This window comes from Variovorax sp. EL159 (assembly GCF_900100965.1).
Taxonomy (GTDB): Bacteria; Pseudomonadota; Gammaproteobacteria; order Burkholderiales; family Burkholderiaceae_C; genus Variovorax.
In genome coordinates this window covers 50,918-76,215 of sequence record NZ_FMUJ01000010.1, presented here as the reverse complement: position 1 = coordinate 76,215, position 25,298 = coordinate 50,918, and the positions used below count along the sequence as shown (strand labels likewise).

Here is a 25,298-nt window from a genome sequence, read left to right as displayed (position 1 = left end):
GGAACAATTTCTTCTTTCTTGTTCATGGACGGCGGGCCGACAGTATGGATTCAAAGCAGTTGCGCGGCGCCGCGCCGGCCGGCCGGGGTGCGAGGTGGGCAGGCATCGGTTCCGCCGAAATCATGCTGCTGCTGGTGGCCGCCGTGTGGGGCGGCAGCTATGCCGTGGCCAAGCAGGCCACGCAGCAACTGCCCGTGCTGGAGTTCATCGCGCTGCGCTTCGGCCTGACCTTCGTCGTGCTGCTGCCGGCGCTCGGGCCGCTGTTCAATGCGCAATGGCGGCAGGGGCTCGCCGTGGGCGGCCTGCTCGGCGCCAACCTGCTGGCGATCTTCGTGTGCGAGACCTTCGGCGTGTCGCTCACCACCGCGAGCAACGCCGCCTTTCTCATCAGCTTGTGCGTGGCGATCACGCCTTTTGTCGAATGGTGGTTGCTGGGGCAGCGGCCGGCGCGGCGCGTGTTCTGGGCGGCGGGCCTGTCGGCGTTGGGCGCGGCGATGCTGTCGGCCACGTCGCCCGCCGACATCTCCGTGGGCTGGGGCGACGGCCTCATGGTGGTCGCCGCCTTCCTGCGCGCCGTGATGGTCTGCATGACGCGGCGACTGGCCGGCCGGCATGCGATGCCCGCGCTCACGCTGACGGCCGTGCAGGCGGGCGTGATGGCGCTCGGCGCCGTGGCGATATCGCTCGTTGCGTCGCCGCCGAACGGCGCCTGGCACATGCCGCCCGCCACGGCGTCTTTCTGGTGGGGCATGGCGTACCTCGTGCTGCTGTGCACCGTCTTCGCGTTCTTCGCGCAGAACCATGCCGCCTCGCGTTCGAGCCCGAGCCGGGTGTCGCTGCTGATGGGCAGCGAGCCGGTGTTCGGCGCGCTGATCGCGGCGTATGGCTTCGGCGAGCGCATCGGGCCTTGGGGTTGGGCCGGGGGCTTGCTGATCGTGGCGGCGGCGTGGTGGGTGACGATGCCGCAGCCCGTTGCGCCACGCCCGCATTCGTGAATTTTTAGGCGCGCACCTGTCGGGCAGCGCCCTCCGGCCAAGGACAATCCCGGCCGGAGGAAGAACTGCTCGCATGATTCTGAAAAAACGACCACACGCCGCTCTCCCATGCGGCATCGCACTGGCCATCCTTGGCTTCTCGGTGCACGCTGCCGAGCCCGAGGTGCCGGCCCTGGCAACCGAACCCGCGGCTGTTGCCGCAGGCACGCCGGCTTCGCCTGTCGAGGCAACGGCAGCAGCGCCAGCGCCACAACAGCCCACGACGCGCGTGCGTTTCGGCCGGGGCTTCTACAAGCCCGGCATCGAACGGCTTCGCGTGGTCCGGCGCGAAGACACGGGCAACTACATCGCGGGGCAGATTGCCCTCAACGTGGCCACGACCTTGATCGCGGGCAGGCTGTCCGTCGGCGCACAGGGCTTTTCGAAAGACGACCTGGGCGGCACGACGCCGGAAGAGCTCAAGGACGACCCGCTGGCCGTCAACCCGGCCATGAGCGAGCTGAACGATGCCTTGAGCAAGGTTGCGACCGACATCTATCGCAAGCGCGCCGAAGCCGCGTATGCGACGGCCCTGACGGACGGTTCCACGCCCGAGGAAATCGAAGAGGCGCGGCAGGTCCAGAAAGAGGCCGACACGCCGCTGCTCCCAGGGCCGTGGCATCTGGTCTACGAAAACCTCACGGGAACCGATGAGCTGTTCCGCCTGAAATTCGGCGCCGAACTCGGCCGCGCGGGTTTCATGCGCCCGCCGTTCGCGTGCCTCTATCAATCGGAGCCCATCGCCTGGACGCAATGGAAGGCCGACAACTGGCAGCTGCTGCGCGAGGAACGCGCAAAGGCCGTGGCCAGCTGCACCGAGACGCTCGCGGCGACGCCTGAAAAACGCTGGTGACCGATGAGCGCGGGCGCCGCCTGGCGCGCGCCCTCGCATGTCGTGTCTCGCTCAATAAAGCCCGAGCTGCCTTGTCCTCAACCGCGCCAGCCCCAACAGCGCATCCGTGAACGGCGTGGCCACGCCCGTCAGCTCGCCGAGTTCGCGCACCACCGTCACCAGCGCATCGAGTTCCACCGAGCGCCCGGCTTCCACGTCCTGCAGCATCGAGGTCTTGAACGCACCGAGCTTCTTCGTGATCGCATGCCGGTCTTCGGGGCTCTGCGTGATCTCGATGCCGATGCGCCGGCCGATTTCCTTGGCTTCGAGCATCACGGCCGAGATGAAGCCGCGCACATAGTCGTCGCCCATGATCAGGTCGGTGGTGCAGCCCGTGAGCGCACTGATCGGGTTCACCGTCATGTTGCCCCACAGCTTGAACCACACGTCCTTCTGGATCTGCGGCGACAGCGTGGTGTCGATGCCGGTGCTCTTGAGCAGGTCGACCAGCTTCTGCACGCGCGGCGTGGCCTCGCCCGAAGGCTCGCCCACGATCAGCCCGTTGCCGAAGTGATGGCGCACCACGCCGGGCCCGTCGAGCGAGCAGCTCGCGTGCACCACGCAGCCGATGACGTTGCGGGCCGGAATGGCCTTGGCAATGGCGCCTTCGGGGTCGACGGCCGCGAGCCGGTGGCCTGTGATCTCGCCGCCGAAGCCGCCTTCGAGAAACCACCACGGCACGCCGTTCATCGCGACCAGCACCAGGGTGTCGGGCCCGATCAGCGGCCCGATGCGTTCGGCCACGCCGGCCAGCGCGGGCGCCTTCACGGCGATCACCACCAGGTCTTGCACGCCGAGCGCTTCGGGGTCGGCCACCGCGTTGACCGGCACGCGCGTGCGCACGTCGCCGCGCATCAGCGAGAGGCCGTCGCGCTGCAGCGCGTCGAGCGTGGCGCCGCGCGCCACCACGTTGAGCCGCTGGCCTGCTTGCGCCAGGCCCACGCCGATCCAGCCGCCGATGGCGCCAGCGCCGTAAATACAAATCTTCATTGGAAAAGTCGCCTCAGTTTCTGTAGCTCGGGTCGATGCGGTCCACCTGCCGCACCAGCGCATTGAACACGTCCTGTCCGGCGCCGTGCTCGGGGCTGAACTGCAGCGCATCGCGCGTGCAGCGGCGTGCGATGTCCTCGCTCACCGGCAGCACGGCCGCGCCCATCGAGAAGGTCGCCATCTGGATCTCGCAGGCGCGCTGCAGCGTCCAGAGAATCGCGAAGGTCTGCGGCAGCGTCTGGCCCCAGGCCAGCAGGCCGTGGTTGCGCAGGATCACCGCGTTGCGGTTGCCGATGCTCTTGAGCAGGCGCGGACCTTCGTCGGCATGGATCGTGATGCCCTCGAAGTCGTGGTACGCCACCATGTCGTGCAGCTGCGCGGTATAGAAGTTGGTCTGCTGCAGGCCTTCTTTCAGGCAGGCCACGGCCACGCCGGCCGTGGTGTGCGTGTGCATCACGCAGTGCGCGCCGGCCAGGCCGTCATGGATGGCCGCATGCACCACGAAGCCGGCCGGGTTCACCTTGTGCGTGGACCCGTCGAGCACATTGCCGTGCAGGTCGATCTTCACGAGGTTGCTGGCCGTGACCTCGCTGTAGTGCAGGCCGAAGGGGTTGATGAGGAACTGCTTTTCGCCACCCGTCACGCTGTCGGGCAGCCGCACCGTGATGTGGTTGTAGATCATCTCGACCCAGCCGAGCATCGCGAACACGCGGTAGCAGGCCGCAAGCTCTTCGCGCGCGGCGCGCTCGTCCGGATGCAGGTTGGGGTGGACCAGCGAGGAGGCGGCTGGCGCGGCGGTGGCGGTGTTCATTTGCGGTTCCTTTCGGGGTTGTCAGGCGTCTGCGGTGAAGCCGATCTTCTTGACGATCGGCCCCCACATCGCGGTGTCTTTCTTGAGCAGTTCGGCCAGTTCGGCAGGCGAGGACGACATCGCTTCCAGGCCGATGCCGGCAAGCCCTTCGACCACGTCCTTCGACGCGATGGCCTGCTTCATGGCGGCGTTCAGCCGCGCCACCACTTCGGGCGAAGCCTTGGCGGGCAGGAAGAAGCCGAACCATTCGCTGAAGGCCATGTCTTTCAGGCCCTGTTCGACCAGCGTCGGCACATCGGGCGCGAAGCGGCTGCGCTTGGTGCCCGAGGTGCCGAGGATGCGCACCTTGCCGCTGGCCAGGTGCTGCGTGATGTCGCCGATGGGGCCGGACACGGCCGACACGCTGCCGCCCAGCAGGTCGAGCATGGCCGGCTGCGTGCCGCGATAGGCCACATGCTGCAGCGTGATGTCGGCGTTCTTGGCAAGCAGCGCGCCGATGAAGTGCGGCGTGGAGCCCGCGGCCGGCGAGCCGAAATTGGCGCCCGCCGGATTGGCCTTGGCCCAGGCCAGGAACTCGGGCACCGTCTTCACGCTGGCCGGCACGGCCGGGCCAACCGCGAAGCCGAAGTCGAACACGCAGGCCAGCGAAACCGGCGCCAGGTCGGCCACCGGGTCGTACGGCAGCTTCTTGTAGATGTGCGGGTAGATCGTGAGCATCGAGGTCGGCGTCTGCAGCATGGTCGAACCATCGGCAGGCTGGCCCTTCACGAACGAGATGGCGATCTGCCCGCCCGCGCCGGTGCGGTTCTCGACCACCACCGAACTCGTGGCGTAGCCGGGGCTCAGCTTGGTGGCGACGCGGCGGCAGGTCACGTCGGACGTGCCGCCGGCCGAGAAGCCCGTGATGATGCGCGCGGTGTCCAGCTGCGGCGGATGGGCCTGTGCAAAGGCTTGTTGGCCGATGCTGGCGAGCAGCGCGGATGCGCTCGTGGTCTGAAGAAGCTGGCGGCGTGAAATCGGCATGGTCGGTTGTCTCCGGTTTGTTGTCGTGCTGCAGAACTTCAGGACTCGTCGCGCAGCCACGTGACCGCGCCCGAATGGGTCACGGCGCCCTGGTGGGCCGGGCGCACGGTGAGTGCATATTTTTCGAGCACGCCGCCCCGGGCGATGCCTGCGTGGGTTGCGCGGCCGGCCAGCCGCACGGCGATTTCTTCGGCGCCCAGTTCGACCGAGATCGAACGTGCCTCGGCCCGCGCGTCGACGGCGATCACGTCGCCATCGCGCAGCGCCGCGATCGGCCCGCCATCGGCAGCCTCAGGCCCCGCATAACCGATGCACAGGCCGCGCGTGGCACCCGAGAAGCGCCCGTCGGTCAGCAGCGCGACCTTGTCGCCCATGCCCTGGCCGTAGAGCAGGGCGGTGATGCCCAGCATCTCGCGCATGCCGGGGCTGCCCTTGGGGCCTTCGTTGCGAATCACGATCACGTCGCCCGCTTCGTAGTGGCGGTTCTGCACGGCGGTCTGCGCTTCTTCTTCCGAGTTGAAGACGCGCGCCGGGCCGCGAAACACCAGGCCCTTCAGGCCCGCCGTCTTGAGCAGCGCGCCGTCGGGGCAGAGGTTGCCCTTGAGCACCGCGAGGCCGCCGTCGCGCGTGATCGGGTTGCCGGCTTCGCGCACCACGCGGCCATCGGGCGCGAGCGCGCCGGCCAGCTCTTCGGCCATCGTGCGGCCGGTAAAAGTGAGCACATCGCCATGCAGGAAGCCCTGCTCCAGCAGCGTGCGCAGGATGACGCCCGCACCGCCGATGTAGAACACATCGCGCGCCAGGTACTGGCCACCCGGTCGCAGGTCGGCGATGAGCGGCGTGCGCGCGAACACTTCGGCCACGTCGTCCAGATGAAACTTGATGCCCGCTTCGTGCGCAATCGCCGGCAGGTGCAGCGCGGCGTTGGTCGAGCCGCCGGTGGCCGACACCACCGCGCAGGCGTTTTCCAGCGCCTTGCGCGTGACGATGTCGCGCGGCAGCGGGCTGTCGCCCATCACCGCCTTCATGAGGTTCTTCGCGGCGCGGCGCATCAGCGGCGCGCGTTCGCTGAATACGGCAGGCACCATGCTCGAACCGATGGGCGCCAGGCCCAGCGCCTCGGACACCATGCCCATCGTGTTGGCCGTGAACTGCCCCGCGCACGCACCGGCCGTGGGCAGGCAGGCGCGGCTCATGGCGTCGAGTTCGTCGTGCGTGGCGGTGCCGGCCAGTACCTTGCCGATGGTCTCGTAGGTGTCGACCACGTTCAGGTCGCGGCCGTCCGGCCCCGGCATCTGCCCCGGCAGTGCCGAGCCGCCGTGCACGAACACGCTGGGCACATTGCAGCGCACCATGCCCATCATCAGGCCCGGCAGGTTCTTGTCGCAGGCGCCGATGGCGAAGATGCCGTCCCACTGGTGGCCGCGCGTGGAGGCCTCCACGCTGTCGGCGATCAGCTCGCGCGAGACCAGCGAGAAGCGCATGCCCGAATGCGCCATCGTCAGCCCGTCGCTGATCGACACCACCGGGCACTCGTGCGGCGTGCCGCCGCCGGCATAGATGCCGGTCTTGGCATGCTGCGCCTGTTCGCGCAGGTTGAGGTTGCACGGGCTCATCTCGCCACCGGTGTGGAACACGCCGATGTGCGGACGCGCGATGTCCTCGTCATCCTGCCCCAGCGCATGCAGGAAGCTGCGCGTGGTCGCGCGGATCGTGCCCTCGCGGATGGTGGCGGAGCGAAAGCGCTTGGGCGTCGGATCGGTGGGCGTGGTCATTCGGCTGGCTGGCGTTGGCTGGCTGGGTTTCAGGCGGTCAGAACATGCCGTTCTTGTTGGCGGCGGTTTCGGGAACGGGCTGCACCACGTCCCAGTGCTCGACGATCTTGCCGTTCTCCAGCTTGAAGATGTCGACGATGGCGCTGCCGCGCGTGCCCGGCTCGCGCACCGCGTTCACATGCAGGATCACGTAGTCGCCATCGACAAAGCTGCGCTTGATGTCGCTGTGCGACTTCGGAAACTTCTCGCGCAGAAAGGCGACGAACTTGCGAAAGCCCTCGGGGCCGTCTGCCGCCGTGGGGTTGTGCTGCACGTAGCGGTTGCCCACGTACTGCAGGGCCGCGTCGGCGTCCTTCTGGTTCAGGCCCTTCTCGTAGAAGGCGAGCACGGTCTGCCGGTTGGCTTCCTGTTGCGCGGTAGTGCCTTGCGTGGCTCCGCCCATGGGGGCGCAGGCCGCGAGGAACAGGGTGGCGGTGGCGGCGATGGCCGTCCAGGTGATGCGTTGCATGGTCGAACTCCCTTGGTTGAAAAGATCAGTAGCCGTTGACAGCGTCGGTCTTCGCCGAGTTCCTGTACTTCGCCAGCAGCTGCTTGGCCGCCGCCGCGAGCACGATGGTGTCCACGCCCACCGCCACGAACAGCGCGCCGGCCGCGAGCCACTTGCGCGCCTGTTCCTCGGTGGTCGACAGAATGCCCGGCGCCTTGCCGGCCTTCAGGATGCGCGCGATGGCATCGGCGATCACGGCCTGCACCTCGGGGTGATTGGGCTGGCCCACGAAGCCCATCGAGGCCGACAGGTCGGCCGGCCCGATGAACACGCCGTCCACGCCCGGCGTGGCCGCGATGGCGTCGAGGTTCTTCATCGCCTCGACCGTCTCGGCCTGCACCAGCAGGCAGGTCTGTGCGTTGGCTTCGTGCAGGTAGTTGGGGTAGGCCTGCCAGCGCGAGGCACGCGCCAGCGCACTGCCCATGCCGCGAATGCCTTCGGGCGGATAGCGCATGCCCTGCACCAGCCGCGCCGCCTGCTCGGCGGTGTCGACCATCGGCACCAGCAGCGTCTGCGCGCCGATGTCCAGGTATTGCTTGATGAGCGTGGTGTCGCCGGTCGGGATGCGCACGATCGGGTGCGAACGCTCGGCCTCGGGCTGCGCCGACCACGCGCTCGAGATGCCCTGCAGTTGCGCGAGCACCGAGCGCACGTCGTTCGGCGCGTGCTCGCCGTCGACCAGCAGCCAGTCGTAGCCGGTGCCGGCCAGGATCTCGGCCACATAGCCGTCGGCCAGGCCGACCCAGAGGCCGATCTGCGGCTTGCCGGCCTGCAGGGCCTGCTTGAAGGTGTTGATGGGTGTTTGCATGAAGATGGCTTTCAGACGAAGCGGAAGGCGATGGCGCCCAGGGGGCCGTAGTCGGCATGGAAGGTGTCGCCCGGCACCGCGGTGGTCGGGCGCGTGAACGAGCCGCCCAGCACCACTTCGCCGGCCTCCAGGTATTCGTCCCACGGTGCAAGCTTGTTCGCGAGCCAGGCCACGCCGGTGGCGGGGTGGTTCAGCACGGCGGCGGCCACGCCCGACTCTTCGATCACGCCGTTCTTGTAGAGCAGCGCGCTCACCCAGCGCAGGTCGACCGCATCGGGCTTCACCGGCCGGCCACCGAGCACGATGCCCGCATTGGCCGCGTTGTCGGCGATGGTGTCGAACACCTTGCGCGGCGCCTTGGTGTGGCGGTCGAACTGCTCGATGCGCGCGTCGATGATCTCGATGGCGGGCACCACGTAGTCGGTGGCCGCGAGCACGTCGAAGATGGTCACGTTCGGGCCCTGCAGCTTCTTGCCGAGGATGAAGGCCAGCTCGACCTCGACGCGCGGTGCGATGAAGCGCTTGAACGGAATGTCGCCGCCCTGGTCGAAGAACATGTCGTCCAGCAGCGTGCCGTAGTCGGGCTCGTCGATCTGGCTGGACTGCTGCATGGCGCGCGACGTGAGGCCGATCTTGTGGCCCTTCACGATGCGGCCTTCGGCGATCTTGTTCTTCACCCACTCGCGCGAGATGGCGTAGCCATCTTCGATGGTCATCTCGGGAAAGCGCTTGGAGAAATGCTCGACCTGCACGCGCGACTTTTCGCTCTCGTGCAGTTCGGCGGCCAGTTGGGCGATGGTGGCTTTGGACAGCATGGCGACTCGCTTCTTATGACTTGTTGAACAGAGGGTGCAGGTTGCTGTGCTTGCCGTCGTACACCTGCCCGGGGCTTTCGTCGATCTGCAGCGTGATGCCGATGTGGCGTTGCCCGAAGATCGGCGCGAAATGCGCGCGCACGTCGGCCAGCAGCTCGTCGCCGGCCTTCTTCTTCACTGCCTCCGAGCGGCCCGCGGCCATGCGGATGTTGAGGTACACGAAGGCGTAGTCGGCCTTGCCGTCAGCCACCGCGTAGTGCGCGGCGGGATAGGCCAGCACGCGCGTGCCGCCGATCGGGAACACCGGCTTGTCGGCCTCGTCACGCTGCTGGAGCATGGTGTCGGCCAGCGTGCGGCACAGGGCCGACATGTCGGTCTCGGCCTCGATGTTGGGCGTGTACAGGATCACCAGGTGCGGCATGTCGTGGCTCCGTTGTTCTTCTTCATGCCACCGACATCACGGCGGCCGTGCAGGTCACCGCGAAGATCGGAATGGCCTTCATGTGGAAGATCTCGCCCTTGCCGCGCGCGGCCGCGGCCACGCTCAGGAAGGTGCGGATCTCGAAGCCGCCCTGGCCCGCTTCGCGGTAGGTGGCCTCGTCGTTGTAGTCGGCCTGCGAGAGCAGCGCCTCGCGGTCGTTGGCGCACCAGCGGCGCATGAACTCGGCGTCCCACTCGGCATTGACCTTGCCCGAATCGGGCGTGGCGGGCCAGTGCGAGATGCCGCCCGTGCCCACCAGCGCGATGCGCTCGGGTGCCTTGTCGCAGGCACGGCGCAAGGCCTCGCCGAAGGCCCAGGCGCGGTGCAGCGGCGTGAGCGGCGGACCCTGGCAGTTGATGTTGACGGGGATGACCTTGGTGTCGAACTTCGGCGTGAGGAAGTTCAGCGGCACCATGATGCCGTGGTCGAACTTCCACTCTTCCGCGTAGGCCACGTCCACCGTCTGCATCACTTCGCGGATCAGGCGCTGCGACAGCGCGGCGTCGCCCGGGATGGTGTGCTTCTCGATGCCCAGCCACTTCGGGTCTTCGATCGGGCCTTCGTAGCTGTCGGCCATGCCGATGGCATAGGCCGGCATGTTGTTCATGAAGAAGTTCGCGAAGTGCTCGGCCGCGATGACGATCACCGCGTCGGGCTTCGTGGCGCGCATCGCCTCGCCGAAGCGATGGAACTGCGCGTGGAACTCGTCCTTCACGGCAGGGTCGGCCAGATGGGCGCGGCCCGTGATGCCGGGGGCGTGGCTGCACACGCCTGCAAAAACCAAGCTCATACGCCTGCCACTTTCTCGTCGGTTCCGGTTGTCATTGCGTAGATGCCCGCGCGCACCGGGCCGTACTTGCGCACGCCTTCACGCATGGCTTCGAGGTAGTCGGCCCATGCAATGCCGAGCAGCGGCGCGAAGTGCATCAGCAACTGGCCGTTGCAGCCGAGCACGTAGAGCTTGCCGACGTCGCCGGTGGCGATGGCTTCGCGCTCTTCATCATTGAGGTCGTAGCCGGCAAGCAGCGCCGTGCGTGTGTCGCCGCCTTCCGCATAGCGGCGCTGCACTTCCGCCTCGCGGTTGAGCGCGAACAAGAATTTCTGCATCGCATAGAGGCTCATCGGTCAGCCCTCGATCTGGATGTTGGCCTTGCGGATCACATCGCCGTACTTCGCGATCTCGCTCTGGATGAAGGCCGCAAAGCGCTCCGGCGTGCCCGACAGCGACGCGATGCCGCCCTTGTGGAAGGCATCGCTCACCACCGGCCCCGCGAGCGCGCGGTTCACCTCGGCGTTCATGCGCTGCACGATGGCATCGGGCGTGCCGCTGGGCGCCAGCAGGCCGTTCCATGAATTGGACTCGATGGCCACACCCTGTTCGGCCAGTGTGGGTATGGCGGGCGCGTACTGCGAGCGCTGCGCGGTCGCCATGCCCAGCGCAACGAGCTTGCCGTTCTGCACGTGGCTGCGGAACTCGGGCCAGTTGCCGAACATCATCGTCACCTGGCCGCCGAGCAGGTCGGTCAGCGCCGGGCCTTGTCCCTTGTAGGGCACGTGCACGATGTCCAGCCCCATCTGCTGCTTGAGCATTTCGCCCGACAGGTGGGCCGAGGTGCCGTTGCCGAAGGAGGCAAAGCTCAGCGTGCCCGGCTTGGCCTTGGCTGCGTTGCGCAGGTCGGCCAGCGTCTTCAGGCCGCTGTTGGGGTGCGTGGCGAGCACGTGCTCCGACATGCCCATGAGCGCGACCGGGCGCAGGTCTTTCTGCGTGTCGTAGGGCAGCTTGCGGATCAGCGTCTGGTTGGCCGTGAAGCTGTTGGCCACGCAGACGAAGGTGTAGCCGTCGGGGGCGGCCTTGGCCGCGGCATCGACGCCGATCACCGTGCCCGCGCCGGGCTTGTTGTCGATGATGACGGGCTGGCCCAGCGCCTTCGACAGTTCCACGCCGACGAGGCGCGCCACGAAGTCGGTGGTGCCGCCGGGCGTGAAGGGCACGATCACGCGGACCGGCTTGCTGGGCCATGCCGCCTGCGCGCGCGCCAGCGAGGGCAGGGCTGCGAGGGCTGCTGCGCCTTGCAGCAGCGTGCGGCGTTGCATGCCCACGCCACGGCCTGGCGTGAATTCGGGCGCGTGGCTCACGCCACGCCCCAGTGCGGAATGTGGTGCGAGCCCATCGACACCGCGATGTTCTTCGGCTCGCAGAACACTTCATAGCTCCAGGTGCCGCCTTCGCGGCCCGTGCCCGAGGCCTTGGTGCCGCCGAAGGGCTGGCGCAGGTCACGCACGTTCTGGCTGTTGACGAAGCACATGCCGGCTTCGACGGCAGCGGCCACGCGGTGGGCCTTGCCGATGTTCTCGGTCCACACGTAGCTGGAGAGGCCGTACTGGATGTCGTTGGCCAGGCGGATCGCATCAGCCTCGTCCTTGAACGGAATCAGGCAGGCGACCGGGCCGAAGATTTCGTCCTGCGCGATCTTCATGCGGTTGTCGACGTCGGCGAACACGGTGGGCACGACGTAGTTGCCCTTCTTCACGCGATCGGGCAGGTTCGACGGCGCATCGAGGCCGCCGCACAGCAACGTCGCGCCTTCCTTCGGGCCCAGCTCGATGTAGCTGCGCACCTTGGCCAGATGGGCCTGCGAGATCATCGGGCCGACGATGGTCTTCTCGTCGAGCGGGTCGCCCACGGTGATGCGCTTGGCGCGCTCGGCGAACTTCGCGGCGAAGTCCGCATAGATCGACTGCTGCACCAGGATGCGCGAGCCCGCCGTGCAGCGCTCGCCGTTGTTGCTGAAGATCATGAACACGGCCGCGTCGAGCGCGCGGTCGAGGTCGGCGTCCTCGAAGATCACGAAGGGGCTCTTGCCGCCCAGCTCCATGCTGAACTTCTTCAGGCCCGCGCTCTTCACGATGCGGTTGCCCGTGGCGGTGGAGCCGGTGAACGAGATGGCGCGCACGTCGGGGTGGCCCACCAGCGGCTCGCCGGCTTCCTTGCCGTAGCCGTGCACCAGGTTCAGCACGCCGGGCGGAATGCCGGCCTCGAGCGCCAGCTCGCCCAGGCGCGCGGCCGTGAGCGGCGACAGCTCGCTCATCTTCAGCACGGCCGTGTTGCCGAAGGCCAGGCAGGGCGCGACCTTCCAGGTGGCCGTCATGAAGGGCACGTTCCATGGGCTGATGAGCGCACACACGCCCACCGGATGGAACAGCGTGTAGTTCAGGTGCGTGGGCGTGGGGTAGGTGTGGCCGTCGACGCGCGTGCACATCTCGGCGAAGTAATAGAAGTTGTCGGCCGCGCGCGGCACCAACTGCTTGCCGGTCTGCGCGATCACCTGGCCGCAGTCGTTGGTTTCGGTCTGCGCGATCTCGGGCACGTTCGCGGCGATCAGGTCGCCGAGCTTGCGGATCAGCTTGGCGCGCTCGGGCGCGGGCATGCCGGCCCACTTGGGAAAGGCTTCCTTGGCGGCGGCCACGGCCGCGTTGACTTCGGCTTCGCCGCCCGAGGCGACTTCGGCCAGCACTTCCTGCGTGGCGGGGTTGACGGTCTCGAAGTAATCGGTGCCGGCAACGCTCTTGCCGTTGATCAGGTGATCGACTCTCATGCTTTTCCTTGGATGGTCTCGATGGTGTTCATGAGCGCACCGATGCGCTCGATCTCGGTGACGATGACGTCGCCCGGCTTGCAATCGACCACGCCGTCGGGCGTGCCCGTGAGGATCAGGTCGCCCGGCGACAAGGTCATGAAGCGGCTGAAGTACTCGATGAGGAAGGGCGCGTCGAAGATCATGTCGCGCGTGTTGCCCTGCTGCGTGACGGTGCCGTTGACGGTGGTGCGCAGCGCGAGCGCCATGGGGTCGGGCACGTCGGCCGCATCGACGAACCACGGACCCAGCGGCGTGCAGGTGTCGCGGTTCTTCACGCGCAGGTTGGGGCGGTACCAGTTCTCCAGGTAGTCGCGGATGGCGTAGTCGTTGGCCACGGTGTAGCCGCCGATGAAGTCGTAGGCGTCGTCGCGCTTCACGTTCTTCGCGGTCTTGCCGATCACGATGGCCAGCTCGCATTCGTAGTGCATGAACTGCACGTCGGCCGGGCGGTGCGTGTGCTGGCGGTGGCCGATCAGCGTGCTCTGGCCCTTGACGAAAACCAGTGGCTCTTCGGGTGCCTTGAACTCGAGCTCCTTGGCGTGGTCGGCGTAGTTCAGGCCAAGCGCGAGGATGGTGCGCGGGCGTGCCGTGGGTGCGAGCGGGGGGAGCCAGGTGAGCTGGTCCTGAAACACGATGCGGCCGTCGTCGAGGCGCACGGCCGCATCCGGGTGACCACCGAACTCATGAGCCGTGCCTGTGTGTTCGCGGCCTTCGTAGATGACGCGTGCGTGCTTCATGCGGCTTCCTTCACCAGCGTGTTGCTCAGGGTCTCGAAGCCCGGCGCGGAAATGTCGATGCGGTCGCCCGCGCGTGCCAACGGCCGGCCGGCGTCGCAGCCCAGCATCAGTACGTCGCCGTGCGCAAGCGTCATGAAGTCGCCGACCTCGGCCAGCAGTTGCTGCGCCGGGCGCACGAGCTGCGAGAAGTCGATCGACTGCTTCAGCGCGCCGTTGATGCGCACCTCGGCGCGGAAGTTCGCGGGGTCGGCTACCTCTTGTGTGTCGCGCAGCACCGGGCCGATGCCCAGGAAGCCGTCGACGCACTTGAACTTGACCGGCGGGCGGAAAAAGCTGGCGTGCGGAATCGACAGGTCGTTCATCAGCACGAAGCCTTCGACGTCGCCCTCGGCGCCGATCACCATGCCGATGCTGGCGCCGATCTCGACCTCGGGCACACCGGCGGGCACCGTGATGGCGCCGCCGTGCGGGCTCCAGGTGTTGGCCGTCTTCACATAGAGCACGGGCGCTTTCGGCGGCGCCTTGTAGGGCGGCTGCGTCATCTGCGGCGCGAGCGCCTCGACCTCAGCGCGGAAGTTCAGCAAGGTGCCGTACACCGTGCCGGTGGGCATGAAGGGAGCGTGGTGGCTCATGAGGGTTGTTCCAGTGCGATGAGTTCGTCGAGCAGCCCGTAGAGCTGCGTGAGCTTGGCCTTGCCCATGGACTTTTCCATCCACTCGTAGTGCGACTCGATACTGGTCGACAGCCGCTTGACCAACTTCATGCCGTGCGGCGTGGCCTCGACCACGGTGCGGCGCTGGTCGGCCGGGTCGCGGCTGCGGGTGATGAGGTCGTCGCGCTCCATGCGTGCGAGCACGCCGGTGAGGCTGGGGCCGAGGATAAAGGCCTCGCGCGCGACGCGGCCGGTGTCGACCGCGCCGTGCTCGCCCAGCACGCGCAGCACGCGCCATTGCTGGTCGGACAGCGCGTGTTCGCGCAGGCTGGGCCGCGTGTGGGCCATCACGGCTTCGCGGGCCTGCAGCAGCAGGCGCGGCAAATTGCGGTGCGTGAAGGTGGTGCTCAAAAGCTGTGCCTCTCGAAATTACTTAACATGTTAAATGATTGGCCATTTCTTTCCAAGGCACCGGCCATCAGGGTTTGTGCGGACACCTAAACTCGGAAGATGGCCAAGGACAAAACAACTTTCGTTTGCAGTGAATGCGGTGGCACCAGCCCCAAGTGGCTCGGAAAATGCCCGAGCTGCGGCGCCTGGAACACGCTCGTCGAGCAGGCGGCTGGCGCGGCCGGCGGCCCGGCCAACAACCGCTTCGGCACGCAGTTCGCGTCGCTGGCGGGCGCTTCCGAACTCGCCACGCTGTCCGAGATCGAGGCGACCGACGTCGCCCGCACGCCCACCGGCATCGACGAACTCGACCGCGTGCTGGGCGGTGGCATCGTCTCGGGCGGCGTCACGCTGATCGGCGGCGACCCCGGCATCGGCAAGTCGACGCTGCTGCTGCAGGCGGTCGATGCGCTGCAGCACGCGGGGCAGAACGCGCTGTATGTCACCGGTGAAGAAAGCGGCTCGCAGGTTGCGCTGCGCTCGCGCCGCCTCGGGCTCGACCATTCGCAGGTGCAGGTGCTGGCCGAGATCCAGCTCGAAAAAATCATCGCCACGCTCGACGCCACGCGCCCGGCCATCGCGGTGATCGACTCGATCCAGACGGTGTATTCCGACCAGCTCACCTCCGCGCCCGGCTCGGTGGCGCAGGTGCGCGAATGCGCGGCGCACCTCACGCGCTTCGCCAAGACCAGCGGCACGGCCGTGGTGCTGGTGGGCCATGTCACCAAGGAAGGCGCGCTTGCGGGCCCGCGCGTGCTCGAACACATGGTCGACACGGTGCTGTACTTCGAGGGCGACACGCATTCGAGCTTTCGCCTCGTGCGCGCCATCAAGAACCGCTTCGGCGCCGTCAACGAGATCGGCGTGTTCGCCATGACCGAGCGCGGCCTGAAGGGCGTGACCAACCCGAGCGCCATCTTCCTGAGCCAGCATGCCGAGCCGGTGCCCGGCAGCGTGGTGCTGGTCACGCTCGAAGGCACGCGGCCGATGCTGGTGGAAATCCAGGCACTGGTCGACAACGGCGGCCCGAGCCCGCGCCGCCTCTCGGTGGGCCTGGACCGCGACCGCCTCGCGATGCTGCTGGCGGTGTTGCACCGCCACGCCGGCGTGGCCTGCATGGACCAGGACGTGTTCGTCAACGCGGTGGGCGGCGTGCGCATCAGCGAACCCGCGGCCGACCTGGCGGTGATGCTGGCCATTACTTCCAGCCTGCGCGGCAAGCCACTGCCCAAGGGCTTCATCGCCTTTGGCGAAGTGGGCCTGGCCGGCGAGGTGCGCCCCGCGCCGCGCGGACAGGAGCGCCTGCGCGAAGCCGCCAAGCTGGGCTTCAGCGTGGCCGTGGTGCCCAAGGCCAACGCGCCGCGCAAGGGCGCCAAGGAAATCGAAGGCCTGACCATCCATCCCGTCGAGCGCATCGAAGAAGCGATGGACGTGGTGCGCCGCCTCGACTGACCAAGCGCAGGTTCGTGCCGCCGGCCGCCCCGCGGGTTACCCTGCGGGCGGTGGCGCAGCCGTTCACACCTCCGGAGGACCTTCACCATGCAACTCATCGTTTCCGCCAGCCTGATCGCAGCGGTCGTCCTGTGGGGGCTGGTCTCGCCGGCAACGCTCGACAGCGTGTTCAGCACCGCGCTGGCCGGCATCACGCGCAACTTCGGTTGGTTCTACCTGTGGGTGGTGCTCGGCCTGGTGGTGCTGGCGTTCTTCCTGGCCTTCAGCCGCTTCGGCGACCTGAAGCTGGGCGATGAAGACGACGAGCCCGAGTTCTCGCTCGCCGCATGGTTCGCGATGCTGTTCGCGGCCGGCATGGGCATCGGGCTGGTGTTCTGGGGCGTGGCCGAACCGATCTCGCACTACACGAACCCGCCGCCGGGGGTGATTGCGGGCACGCCCGATGCCGCCGGCGTGGCCATGCGCTACGCGTTCTTCCATTGGGGCCTGCACCCGTGGGCCATCTACGGCATCGTCGGTCTGTCGATTGCCTTCTTCAGCTTTCGCCGCAAGGCGCTGCCGCTGGTGAGTTCGGCCACCGAGGCCTTGCCGTGGCGCTTCGTGCAGCGGCTGTCGCCGGCCTTCAACGTGCTGGCGGTGGTGGCCACGGCCTTCGGTGTTGCGGCCTCGCTGGGCATGGGCGCGACGCAGATCAACAGCGGGCTGCATGCGGCCTTCGACATGACGATCGGGCGGGGGACGCAGGCGGCGATCATCGTGGTGACGACGGTGCTGTTCATTACCTCGGCGGTCACCGGCGTCGAGCGCGGCGTGAAGTGGCTGTCGATGGGCAACCTGGTGCTGGCGGCGCTGCTGGCATTCGTGGTGCTGGTCGTGGGGCCGACCATTGCCATCGTCGAGACCTTCACCAACACGCTGGGTTCGTACCTGGCCGAGTTCGTGCGCATGAGCCTGCGCATGAACCCGTTCCGCAACAGCTCGTGGGTCGGCGACTGGACGCTCTTCTACTGGGCCTGGTGGCTGGCGTGGTCGCCGTTCGTGGGCCTGTTCATCGCGCGCGTGTCGCGCGGCCGCACGATCCGCCAGTTCATCCTGGGCACGGTGATTGCGCCCACGTTGGTGGGCTTCGCATGGTTCTCGGTGTTCGGCGGCGCGGCGCTCAACTTCCAGATCTTCCAGGGCGTGCCGCTGGTCGAGGCGGTCAAGGCCGATGTGTCGACCACCATGTTCGTGATGTTCAAGGCCATGCCCATGGGCATGCTGCTGTCGATGGTCGCGACGCTGCTGGTGTTCGTGTTCTTCGTGACCTCGGGCGATTCCGCCACGCTGGTGCTGGGCATCATGAGCACCAAGGGCAACCCGAACCCGCCGGCCCGCGTCAAGATCACCTGGGGCGTGCTGGTGGCGGCCATCGCGCTGAGCCTGCTGTTCGCGGGCGGCATCAAGGCGATACAGACGGCGACCATCGTGTTCGCCTTGCCCTTTGCGTTCGTGATCCTGCTGATGGCGCTGTCGGTCACGCTGGCCATCCGCGACGACTGGAACGCGGAGCAGAAACGCGAACGCGAGCTGCGACGCAAGATGCGGCAGCTCGTGAACGGTTAGCTGTTGCTAAAAAAAGCCCGGCGCACCAGTGGCGCGCCGGGCACCCCCCCCTTATCCCCCGATGTGCATCGTGAACGCCGGCCCGCTGTTGAGCACGCATTGGCCGCTGCCCAGCGTGGCCGAGTTCATCGTGTACTGGCAACTCAGGTTGCCGCCGCGGCTGCCGGTGGCATTCGCCACGCCGGCGCCCCGCGAGCCTGCGACCCGGGTTGCCTCTCCCTGAAACTGTTCGCCGCCGATCTGCGCATTGAAATGGCCGCGGCCGTTCATGTCGCTGGTCACCGTGCCGCCAATCGCTCCGTAGCGCGCCGCCTCGGCGTTGGACGGATAGAGCCGTGCGCTGAAGGTCTGTGCCACCGGCACCGGTGCGACCGCATAGGCCTGCGACGACGGCGCGTTGGGTGCGGGCTGCCCCAGCGGCACCACGTAGCAACCGCTGAGTGCGGCGGCCGAGAGCGTGGCGACAAGGGTCAGACGGACGAAGGTGACGGAGCGCGGAATGTTCATATGCTTTTCAGTGGCCCGGGCTGATGCCCGTGCGGCGAAATGTGCCGGTTGCGGCTCGTGCGCCCTGCGCTTTTCGCGGTGAGTACCGCCGCGCGCGCCCGGAAGTAGCCACGGCGGCTACTGCGGCATGCGCGGCCGGGCGGCAGAATCGCGCTCCCTTCTTCACAGGCCTCGAATGAAATCGACTTCTCCCCCGATTGCCGCAGTCATGGTCCACGTCGCCGATGTCGAGGTGGCGCTTGGCTGGTATGCGCGCGCATTTCCCGAGGCCGAGCGGGTGTCGATCGGCACGCCGGCCTTCGAGTGCCTGTCGCTCTTCGGCGTGCTGCTGGAGATCGTTCCGGCGGACGAGAAGGTCGGCGCGGGTGCCTTCGGTTCGGTCGTGTACTGGAATGTCGAGTGCTTCGATGCCACCCTCGGTCATCTGCAGTCGCTGGGCGCGACGCTCTACCGCGGCCCGATGCGGCTGGAGGGCGAGGAGCACATGTGCCAGGTGCGCGACCCGTGGGGAAACTGCATCGGCCTGCGGGGCCCGTCCGGCGGGCGGCGACAATGCGCGCCATGAATTTCCAGAAATTGCTGGTGCCCGTGGGCGCCATCCTCCTTCTCGGCCTGGCCTGGCGCAGCGGTGGCTGGGGTGGTGTCGCACTGGCCGGCGGCGCGATCGTGATGTTTTTTCTGCTGCACTTCAATCGCGCGATGCAGGTGCTCAAGCGGGCCGCCGAACGGCCCGTGGGCTACGTCGGCAGCGCCGTGATGCTGAATGCCAAGCTCAAGCAGGGCGCCACGCTGATGCACGTCATCGCAATGACGCGCGCCCTCGGCGAGCTGCGTTCGCCGAAGGACGAGCAGCCCGAGCTGTACCGCTGGACCGATTCCGGCGGCTCCTACGTCGATACCGTGTTCAACGGCGGCAAGCTGCAGAGCTGGGTTATGACGCGGCCCGAAACGCCGCCCGAAGAAGACACCAAGGACAACACCCCCGCGAACTGATCGCTCACGTACCCGCGCCCACGCTCGCGCCCGTCTTGCGGCGCAGCTGCCGCCACGGCGGATTCGCCTTCGCATGGTGGCGCGCCTCCTTGGCGAACTCGGTGCACATGTGCGTCATCAGGTCGGCCGAGCGATAGACCAGGTACACCCCGAAGTCCGGCACCTCGTCGGTGATCGGCAGGCGCTCGAGCAGGCCCGGCTGCAGCCGCAGCGGCCCCGCGCCGTGGAACACGAAGTCCGACCACATGCTGATCAGGTCGGTCTGCGTGGCCAGCTGCAGCCCCAGCAGGTTCGATGCGCTCTGCACCATGCGCGTGGGCAGCGCGAGCCCGTTCAGGCGCATCGTGCTCACCAGCGGGCTGCCCGCGTCGTCGATGGGGTCGAGCACCAGCCAGTCGGCGTCGATCAGCGTGCGCAGCTTGCGCACGCGCCGCAGCGGATGGCCGGCGCGCACCGACAGGTGCATCGCCACTGAAAACAGCGGCTCCCACTGGAAGGCGCCAGCGCCCGGCCCGTTGCAGGTGGAGATCAGGCCCAGGTCGAGCCGGCCTTCGCGAAGGCCTTCCAGAATCTGCTGCGGCCGAAGCTCGAAGCCGCACAGCGCCACGTTCGGAAAGCGCTGGCGAAACGAGGCCATCGCATCGGGCAGCGGCCCGCTCGACGCCACCGCGGTGAAGCCGATGTTCAGCTGCGCCTCGTCATGCCCTCGGATGGCCTCGATGTCTTCGAGCGCGTGCCGCAGTTCCTGCTCGACCAGGCTGGCGCGCTTGACCAGCGCCACGCCATAGGCCGTGAGGCTCACGCCGCGCGTGGAGCGCACCATCAGCGTCACGCCGAGTTCGCGCTCCAGCTCGGAGATGGTCTTGGACAGCGCCGGTTGCGTGGTGTGCAGGCTGCGCGAGGCCTCGTGGATGCTGCCGTGCTGTGCCACCGCCAGCAGGACGCGCAACTGTTGCAGCTTCATCGTGGTGCGGCCTTCTCAGAAATGGGGCAAGAAATGGGGTGTCTCGGTAGTTGCCCCGATAGCCGCGAAAGGCCTCTTGTGTCGGGGATGCCATTTGGTTATCGGCATGAAAATTTGTGATTCTTCGCTGCAGCGCTTTGCCTGAATACTCCGCCGCGAACGGGCCCATCGCCCCCCGCAAACAGTACGTGGAGTGACATTAGATGAGCGAAGCCGCATTGCCCGCAAGCCCGATCCAGGGTGCTTTACCCGCCAGCGCGCATGCGCCCCATGCCGCACACGGCAACAAGGGAAAGCAAAGCCAGTTCCGCCTGATCGCCGCCTGCTCGCTGGGCAACGCGCTGGAGATGTACGACTTCACCGTCTACAGCTTCTTCGCGCTCCTGATCGGCAAGCTGTTCTTTCCGTCCGACAGCCCCTACGGCTCGCTGCTGCTCGCGGTGGCCACCTTCGGCATCGGCTTCGTGATGCGCCCGCTGGGCGGCGTGATCATCGGCAACTACGCCGACCGCAAGGGCCGCAAGGCCGCGATGACGCTGACCATCGGCCTCATGGTGATCGGCACGCTGTGCATCGCCCTGGCGCCGACCTATGCGTCGGCCGGCGTGTTCGGCTCGCTGATGATCGTGGCCGGCCGGCTGCTGCAGGGCTTTTCGCTCGGCGGCGAAGTGGGCGCGGCCACCTCGATGCTGATGGAGGCCGGCGGCGTCAAGGGCCGGGGCTTCCGCGTGAGCTGGCAACTGGCGAGCCAGGGTATCTCGGCGCTGCTGGGCGCGCTCACCGGTGCCGCGCTGTATGCCGCGCTGCCACAGGCCTCGCTCGAAAGCTGGGGCTGGCGCCTGCCGTTTCTGCTCGGGTTGCTGATCGCGCCGGTGGGCCTGTACATCCGCGCGCACCTCGAAGAAACGCACACCGCCGACAGCCACGAGTCCAGCCCCATCGGCCGGCTGCTGCGCGCGCACGGCGGCACGGTGCTCAAGGGCATCTTCGCGACCACGGCGGGCACGGCCACCATGTACCTGGTCGTGTTCTTCATGCCGACCTACATGATCCGCGTGCTGCACATGCCGCCTTCGCTGTCGCTGCTGTCGGGCTGCGTCACGGGCATCACGCTGTTCGTCGTCTCGCTGGTGGCGGGGCGCCTGGCCGACCGGCTGCCCAACCGCAAGCCGCTGGTGATCGGCTCGCTGCTGTTCAGCGTGATCGCGGTCTACCCGGTGTTCTGGCTCATCAGCCACTACCCGAGCGTGCCGCTGGTGCTGGCGCTGTCGGCGCTGCTCACGGCGAGCGTGAACATCGGCACCACGCCCATGTTCCTGATGATGCTGGAGATGCTGCCCATCGGCGTGCGCGCCAGCGGCATCTCGGTGATCTACAGCATCGGCGTGACGGTCTTCGGCGGCTCCTCGCAGTTCATCGTGACCTGGCTGCTTGCCAAGACGGGCAACCCGATGTCGCCGGCCTTCTACATGATGGTCTGCGGCGTACTGAGCCTCGTGGCGCTCCTGGCGATGCGAGAACGCAAGGCCGACTGAATCTCCTTCTTTCCTTCCTTCCTGTCGAACGAACCGAACGCCTTTCATGACACGCGAACTCAGCCTCCAGACCACCAAGCTCCTGTCCCGCCTGCTGCCCCCCGCCGACACGCAAGCCTTCATCGACATCCGCCGCCAGATCCACGCCAACCCCGAGCTCGGCTTCGAGGTGAGCGCCACCAGCACATTGGTGGCCAACCTGCTGCGCGAATGGGGCTACGAGGTGCACACGGGCATCGGCAAGACCGGCATCGTGGCGCAGCTCAAGCTCGGCAACGGCACGCGCCGGCTGGGCATTCGCGCCGACATGGACGCGCTGCCCATCGTCGAAGCCACGGGCCTGCCCTACGCAAGCCGCAACCCCGGCCGCATGCATGCCTGCGGCCACGATGGCCACACGGCGATCCTGCTGGCGGCCGCGAAGGCGTTGGCGCGCACGCGCGACTTCGACGGCACGCTGAACCTGATCTTCCAGCCCGACGAAGAAAACCTCTGCGGCGCGCGCGCAATGATCGAAGACGGCCTGTTCGAGCGCTTCCCCTGCGATGCGGTGTACGCGCTGCACAACGCGCCGGGCGTGCCGCTGGGCACCGCGCTCGTGGTGGCGGGGCCGGTCACGCTGTCGTCCGACGTGGCCGACGTCACGATCAAGGGCGTGGGTGGCCATGGCGCCATGCCGCATCGCTCGCGCGACCCGGTCGCCGCGGCGGCTGCGGTGGTGACGGCGCTGCAGACCGTGGTGGCGCGCAACGTGGCGCCCGACGACACGGCGGTGGTGTCGGTCGGCTTCATCCGTGGCGGTGCCACGCACAACGTGATTCCGCAATCGGTCACGCTCGGCCTCAACGTGCGTGCGGCACGGCCCGAGACGCGCGCGCTGGTCGAGCAGCGCATCCGCGAGATCGTGAGCTTCACCGCGCAGGCGCATGGCGTGGAAGCCGAGATCGACTATCGCCAGCTGGTGCCGCCGGTGGTCAACACCGTGGCCGAAACGCAGCTGATGGCGCAGGTCTGCACCGAGCTGGTCGGCGAGGCGAACGTTGTCACGCAAGTGCCCAAGGGCTTCGCGGGCAGCGAAGACTTCGCCTGGATGCTCGCCACGTTGCCGGGCTGCTATCTGCTGCTCGGCAACGGAGAGGGCGAGTTCGGCGGCTGCATGGTGCACAACCCCGGGTACGACTTCAATGACCAGGTGTTGCCGCTGGGGGCAGCCTGCTGGGTCCGTTTGGCCCAGACCTACCTGGTCGCCTGAGGGGCAACGAAGGCGGAGGGCGCGTCAGAACGGCGCGTCTTCTTCCTCGACGGCATCGGCCGGGGTCGTGGTGGTCGGGGTCGATGCCGACGCGGCGGGCTTGGGCGTTTCGTCGGGCAGGGCGGCCGAGAACGCCGCTTCGCCGCCGAGCGCATCGAGCAGCGCCGGCACCATCTGGCCCAGCTCGCCGGTGGCAATGGCCACGTCGGCGTCGAAGTTGTCTTCTTTCTTGCCGCCCGCGGCACCGTCGCCCGTGCCTTCGAGGAACACGATCTTGCGGATCAGCATGCCCTGCGTCAGCTCGAAGGACACGCGGTCGTCCCAGGTCATGGCCAGGCGCGTCGGGCGCTTGCCGTCGGTGATGTGCTGCTTGACCTCTTCGATGTCGAGCGGGTGCTTGGCATAGCGCACCACGGCCTTCGATTCATCGGAGGCCTTCAGCTCGCACTCGCGGTCGATGGTGAAGCCGGCCGGCGGCTCCTGCGTGAGCAGCCAGTTGGCCATGGCGGCGGCCGGTTCGATCTGCGTGTTGATCAGGGCCACGGCAAAGCCGTCGAGCGACTTCACGAGGCTGGTGACCACTTCGTCGGCGCGCGCGGCATTGCCGCTGTTGATCACGAGGCGGTTCTCGGCCTTGTCGATCCACACGGCCACACGGGCGCTGCGCGTGAAGGCCATCGGCAGCAGCTCCAGGGTGATGTCTTCCTTGAGCTCTTTCTTTTCCTTCTTGCCGGGCTTGCGGCCGGTGGTGGCCTCGATCTGCGCGCAGCGCTCGTCGAGCTTGCGGCGCACCACCGAGCCGGGCACGGCCTTGCTCTCGATCATGTATTCGACGAGCCACTGGCCGTCGATGGATTCGACCAGCGGGCCGTTGGCCTCGCCGCGGGGCTCGACCCAGCCGGCGGACTTTTCCTGCGAGGGGCCGCAAGGCTCGAAGCGCAGCTTGCCGAGCCCTTCTTCTGCCTCGGCCAGTGTCTGGGACCAGGCAGGTTCGATGCGATAGACGATGACGTTCTTGAATACGGACACGGAAACCCTTTTTCCACTGGTTTGGACAACCGGCCATTGTCGGGTACTCGGTTCCGGACGCGGCCGTAAAATCGCAAGCTTTTGCGACATCCCCCCGGTCGCACCCCACCGCTTCCAAAGGAATCAGGAAATGAGCTCGATCCCCCCCTCGCTGGACGACCGTGACGGCAAGATCTGGATGGACGGCGAACTCGTGGACTGGCGCGACGCCAAGATCCACGTGCTGAGCCACACGCTGCACTACGGCTGCGGCGCCTTCGAGGGCGTGCGCGCCTACAAGACTGCGGACGGCAGCACGGCGATCTTCCGCCTGGCCGAGCACACCGAGCGCCTGTTCAACAGCGCCAAGATCCTGCGCATGAAGATCCCGTTCACGCAGGAACAGCTCAACGAGGCCCAGAAACAGGTGGTTCGCGAGAACAAGCTCGAAAGCTGCTACCTGCGCCCCCTCATCTGGATCGGCTCCGAAAAGCTGGGCGTGAGCCCCAAGGGCAACAAGATCCACGCCATGGTCGCGGCCTGGTCGTGGGGCGCGTACCTTGGCGAAGAAGGCATGAAGCGCGGCATCCGCGTGAAAACCTCGAGCTACACCCGCCACCACGTCAACATCACGATGACGCAGGCCAAGACGGTGAGCAACTACACCAACTCGATCCTGGCCAACATGGAAGCGCTGGACGACGGCTACGACGAGGCACTGCTGCTCGACGCGAGCGGCTTCGTTTCCGAAGGCGCGGGCGAGAACATCTTCGTGGTCAAGGGCGGCGTGGTCTACACGCCCGACCTGTCGGCCGGCGCGCTCAACGGCATCACGCGCAACACCATCCTGCACGTGTGCAAGGACCTGGGGCTCGAACTCGTGCAAAAGCGCATCACGCGCGACGAGGTCTACATTGCCGACGAAGCCTTCTTCACCGGCACGGCCGCTGAAGTGACACCCATCCGCGAACTCGACCGCGTCGAGATCGGCAACCGTGGCGACGGCGGCGCGCGCGGCCCGATCACCGAGAAAATCCAGTCTGCCTTCTTCGACATCGTGAACGGCAAGAATCCCAAGTACGCCCACTGGCTCACGAAAGTCTGAAACCCATGTCTACCAATGCAACCGTCGAACTCCTGGCCAAGGAGCTCAACCACCAGGGCGGCGTGTTCTGCCCCAACCCCAAGGCGGACATGAAGCTCTGGAACAGCCACCCGAAGGTCTACCTCGACGTGGCGCGCACCGGTGAAGCCAAGTGCCCGTACTGCGGCACGGTGTACCGGCTGAAGGCCGGCGAAGCGGTTTCGGCGCGCCACTGACCTGACGGT

Annotated in this window: 28 protein-coding genes; 10 read left to right on the top strand and 18 right to left on the bottom strand. The window is 67.4% G+C overall.

Annotation, left to right across the window (positions count from 1 at the left end; translation table 11 throughout):
- The first annotated feature begins 44 nt into the window (after positions 1-44).
- Together BLQ28_RS30405 and BLQ28_RS30400 are read left to right on the top strand one after the other, a co-directional pair.
- Positions 45-995, top strand: coding sequence for a DMT family transporter (locus BLQ28_RS30405; RefSeq protein ID WP_093247066.1), 951 nt, complete (start codon positions 45-47; stop codon positions 993-995).
- Between the two features lie 73 nt (positions 996-1,068).
- Positions 1,069-1,887 carry a hypothetical protein gene (locus BLQ28_RS30400; RefSeq protein WP_093247065.1) on the top strand — a complete coding sequence of 273 codons (819 nt, stop codon included), beginning with the start codon at positions 1,069-1,071 and terminating at the stop codon, positions 1,885-1,887.
- 51 nt (positions 1,888-1,938) lie between these two features.
- Here BLQ28_RS30400 and BLQ28_RS30395 read toward each other — a convergent pair whose 3' ends face one another.
- Genes BLQ28_RS30395 through hpaR form a run of 15 tightly spaced genes read right to left on the bottom strand, consistent with a single transcriptional unit; the run spans position 1,939 to position 14,614 of the window.
- Positions 1,939-2,916, bottom strand: coding sequence for a 2-dehydropantoate 2-reductase (locus BLQ28_RS30395; RefSeq protein WP_093247064.1), 978 nt, complete (start codon positions 2,914-2,916; stop codon positions 1,939-1,941).
- Between the two features lie 13 nt (positions 2,917-2,929).
- Positions 2,930-3,727: a class II aldolase/adducin family protein gene (locus BLQ28_RS30390; protein WP_093247063.1), complete on the bottom strand. Its 798-nt coding sequence runs from the start codon at positions 3,725-3,727 to the stop codon at positions 2,930-2,932.
- A gap of 21 nt (positions 3,728-3,748) precedes the next feature.
- A complete protein-coding gene (locus BLQ28_RS30385; RefSeq protein WP_093247062.1) occupies positions 3,749-4,750 on the bottom strand; it encodes a Bug family tripartite tricarboxylate transporter substrate binding protein in 1,002 nt (333 codons plus the stop codon).
- A gap of 38 nt (positions 4,751-4,788) precedes the next feature.
- Positions 4,789-6,525, bottom strand: coding sequence for a dihydroxy-acid dehydratase (gene ilvD, locus BLQ28_RS30380; RefSeq protein ID WP_093247061.1), 1,737 nt, complete (start codon positions 6,523-6,525; stop codon positions 4,789-4,791).
- A 37-nt stretch (positions 6,526-6,562) separates the two neighbouring features.
- A complete protein-coding gene (locus tag BLQ28_RS30375; protein ID WP_093247060.1) occupies positions 6,563-7,033 on the bottom strand; it encodes a nuclear transport factor 2 family protein in 471 nt (156 codons plus the stop codon).
- A 25-nt stretch (positions 7,034-7,058) separates the two neighbouring features.
- The gene (hpaI, locus tag BLQ28_RS30370) at positions 7,059-7,880 is read right to left on the bottom strand and encodes a 4-hydroxy-2-oxoheptanedioate aldolase (RefSeq protein WP_093247059.1); all 822 of its coding nucleotides are present in this window, start codon (positions 7,878-7,880) and stop codon (positions 7,059-7,061) included.
- Positions 7,881-7,891: 11 nt separating this feature from the next.
- A complete protein-coding gene (hpaH, locus tag BLQ28_RS30365; RefSeq protein WP_093247058.1) occupies positions 7,892-8,695 on the bottom strand; it encodes a 2-oxo-hept-4-ene-1,7-dioate hydratase in 804 nt (267 codons plus the stop codon).
- A gap of 13 nt (positions 8,696-8,708) precedes the next feature.
- Positions 8,709-9,116: a 5-carboxymethyl-2-hydroxymuconate Delta-isomerase gene (locus tag BLQ28_RS30360; RefSeq protein WP_093247057.1), complete on the bottom strand. Its 408-nt coding sequence runs from the start codon at positions 9,114-9,116 to the stop codon at positions 8,709-8,711.
- Positions 9,117-9,138: 22 nt separating this feature from the next.
- Positions 9,139-9,966, bottom strand: a complete 828-nt coding sequence (locus BLQ28_RS30355; protein WP_093247056.1) for a DODA-type extradiol aromatic ring-opening family dioxygenase — start codon at positions 9,964-9,966, stop codon at positions 9,139-9,141.
- Positions 9,963-10,298, bottom strand: a complete 336-nt coding sequence (locus BLQ28_RS30350; RefSeq protein ID WP_093247055.1) for an aromatic ring-opening dioxygenase subunit LigA — start codon at positions 10,296-10,298, stop codon at positions 9,963-9,965. The genes BLQ28_RS30355 and BLQ28_RS30350 overlap by 4 nt, the downstream gene beginning before the upstream one ends.
- Before the next feature lie 3 nt (positions 10,299-10,301).
- On the bottom strand, positions 10,302-11,270 hold the full coding sequence (locus tag BLQ28_RS30345) for a tripartite tricarboxylate transporter substrate binding protein (protein WP_093247161.1): 969 nt from the start codon (positions 11,268-11,270) through the stop codon (positions 10,302-10,304).
- Between the two features lie 38 nt (positions 11,271-11,308).
- Positions 11,309-12,772 carry a 5-carboxymethyl-2-hydroxymuconate semialdehyde dehydrogenase gene (gene hpaE, locus BLQ28_RS30340; RefSeq protein WP_093247054.1) on the bottom strand — a complete coding sequence of 488 codons (1,464 nt, stop codon included), beginning with the start codon at positions 12,770-12,772 and terminating at the stop codon, positions 11,309-11,311.
- A complete protein-coding gene (locus BLQ28_RS30335) occupies positions 12,769-13,551 on the bottom strand; it encodes a fumarylacetoacetate hydrolase family protein (protein WP_093247053.1) in 783 nt (260 codons plus the stop codon). The genes hpaE and BLQ28_RS30335 overlap by 4 nt, the downstream gene beginning before the upstream one ends.
- Positions 13,548-14,183, bottom strand: a complete 636-nt coding sequence (locus tag BLQ28_RS30330) for a fumarylacetoacetate hydrolase family protein (RefSeq protein ID WP_093247052.1) — start codon at positions 14,181-14,183, stop codon at positions 13,548-13,550. Before BLQ28_RS30330 ends, BLQ28_RS30335 begins: the two co-directional genes overlap by 4 nt.
- On the bottom strand, positions 14,180-14,614 hold the full coding sequence (hpaR, locus tag BLQ28_RS30325) for a homoprotocatechuate degradation operon regulator HpaR (protein WP_093247051.1): 435 nt from the start codon (positions 14,612-14,614) through the stop codon (positions 14,180-14,182). Before hpaR ends, BLQ28_RS30330 begins: the two co-directional genes overlap by 4 nt.
- A gap of 99 nt (positions 14,615-14,713) precedes the next feature.
- Between hpaR and radA the strand changes: the two genes are divergently transcribed.
- Together radA and BLQ28_RS30315 are read left to right on the top strand one after the other, a co-directional pair.
- Positions 14,714-16,105, top strand: coding sequence for a DNA repair protein RadA (gene radA, locus BLQ28_RS30320; protein WP_093247050.1), 1,392 nt, complete (start codon positions 14,714-14,716; stop codon positions 16,103-16,105).
- Positions 16,106-16,192: 87 nt separating this feature from the next.
- The gene (locus tag BLQ28_RS30315; protein WP_093247049.1) at positions 16,193-17,710 is read left to right on the top strand and encodes a BCCT family transporter; all 1,518 of its coding nucleotides are present in this window, start codon (positions 16,193-16,195) and stop codon (positions 17,708-17,710) included.
- A 51-nt stretch (positions 17,711-17,761) separates the two neighbouring features.
- On the opposite strand, the gene BLQ28_RS30310 is transcribed toward BLQ28_RS30315, so the two are convergent.
- Positions 17,762-18,217, bottom strand: a complete 456-nt coding sequence (locus BLQ28_RS30310; RefSeq protein ID WP_093247048.1) for a hypothetical protein — start codon at positions 18,215-18,217, stop codon at positions 17,762-17,764.
- Between the two features lie 175 nt (positions 18,218-18,392).
- Between BLQ28_RS30310 and BLQ28_RS30305 the strand changes: the two genes are divergently transcribed.
- Positions 18,393-18,782 (top strand): VOC family protein, encoded by a 390-nt coding sequence (locus BLQ28_RS30305; RefSeq protein ID WP_218121971.1) that lies wholly within the window; start codon positions 18,393-18,395, stop codon positions 18,780-18,782.
- Complete coding sequence (locus BLQ28_RS30300; RefSeq protein WP_093247046.1) at positions 18,770-19,210, top strand: glycerate kinase; 441 nt, start codon at positions 18,770-18,772, stop codon at positions 19,208-19,210. The genes BLQ28_RS30305 and BLQ28_RS30300 overlap by 13 nt, the downstream gene beginning before the upstream one ends.
- Before the next feature lie 4 nt (positions 19,211-19,214).
- Here BLQ28_RS30300 and BLQ28_RS30295 read toward each other — a convergent pair whose 3' ends face one another.
- A complete protein-coding gene (locus BLQ28_RS30295) occupies positions 19,215-20,174 on the bottom strand; it encodes a LysR family transcriptional regulator (protein ID WP_093247045.1) in 960 nt (319 codons plus the stop codon).
- A 203-nt stretch (positions 20,175-20,377) separates the two neighbouring features.
- Here BLQ28_RS30295 and BLQ28_RS30290 point away from each other — a divergent pair, with 203 nt between their 5' ends.
- Both BLQ28_RS30290 and BLQ28_RS30285 read left to right on the top strand, forming a co-directional pair.
- The gene (locus tag BLQ28_RS30290; protein ID WP_093247044.1) at positions 20,378-21,709 is read left to right on the top strand and encodes an MFS transporter; all 1,332 of its coding nucleotides are present in this window, start codon (positions 20,378-20,380) and stop codon (positions 21,707-21,709) included.
- Positions 21,710-21,755: 46 nt separating this feature from the next.
- The gene (locus tag BLQ28_RS30285; protein WP_093247043.1) at positions 21,756-22,961 is read left to right on the top strand and encodes a M20 aminoacylase family protein; all 1,206 of its coding nucleotides are present in this window, start codon (positions 21,756-21,758) and stop codon (positions 22,959-22,961) included.
- Positions 22,962-22,985: 24 nt separating this feature from the next.
- Here BLQ28_RS30285 and BLQ28_RS30280 read toward each other — a convergent pair whose 3' ends face one another.
- On the bottom strand, positions 22,986-23,990 hold the full coding sequence (locus tag BLQ28_RS30280) for a recombination-associated protein RdgC (protein ID WP_093247042.1): 1,005 nt from the start codon (positions 23,988-23,990) through the stop codon (positions 22,986-22,988).
- Positions 23,991-24,120: 130 nt separating this feature from the next.
- Here BLQ28_RS30280 and BLQ28_RS30275 point away from each other — a divergent pair, with 130 nt between their 5' ends.
- Positions 24,121-25,074, top strand: coding sequence for a branched-chain amino acid transaminase (locus tag BLQ28_RS30275; RefSeq protein ID WP_093247041.1), 954 nt, complete (start codon positions 24,121-24,123; stop codon positions 25,072-25,074).
- A 5-nt stretch (positions 25,075-25,079) separates the two neighbouring features.
- Complete coding sequence (locus BLQ28_RS30270) at positions 25,080-25,289, top strand: zinc-finger domain-containing protein (RefSeq protein ID WP_093247040.1); 210 nt, start codon at positions 25,080-25,082, stop codon at positions 25,287-25,289.
- Positions 25,290-25,298: the final 9 nt, after the last annotated feature.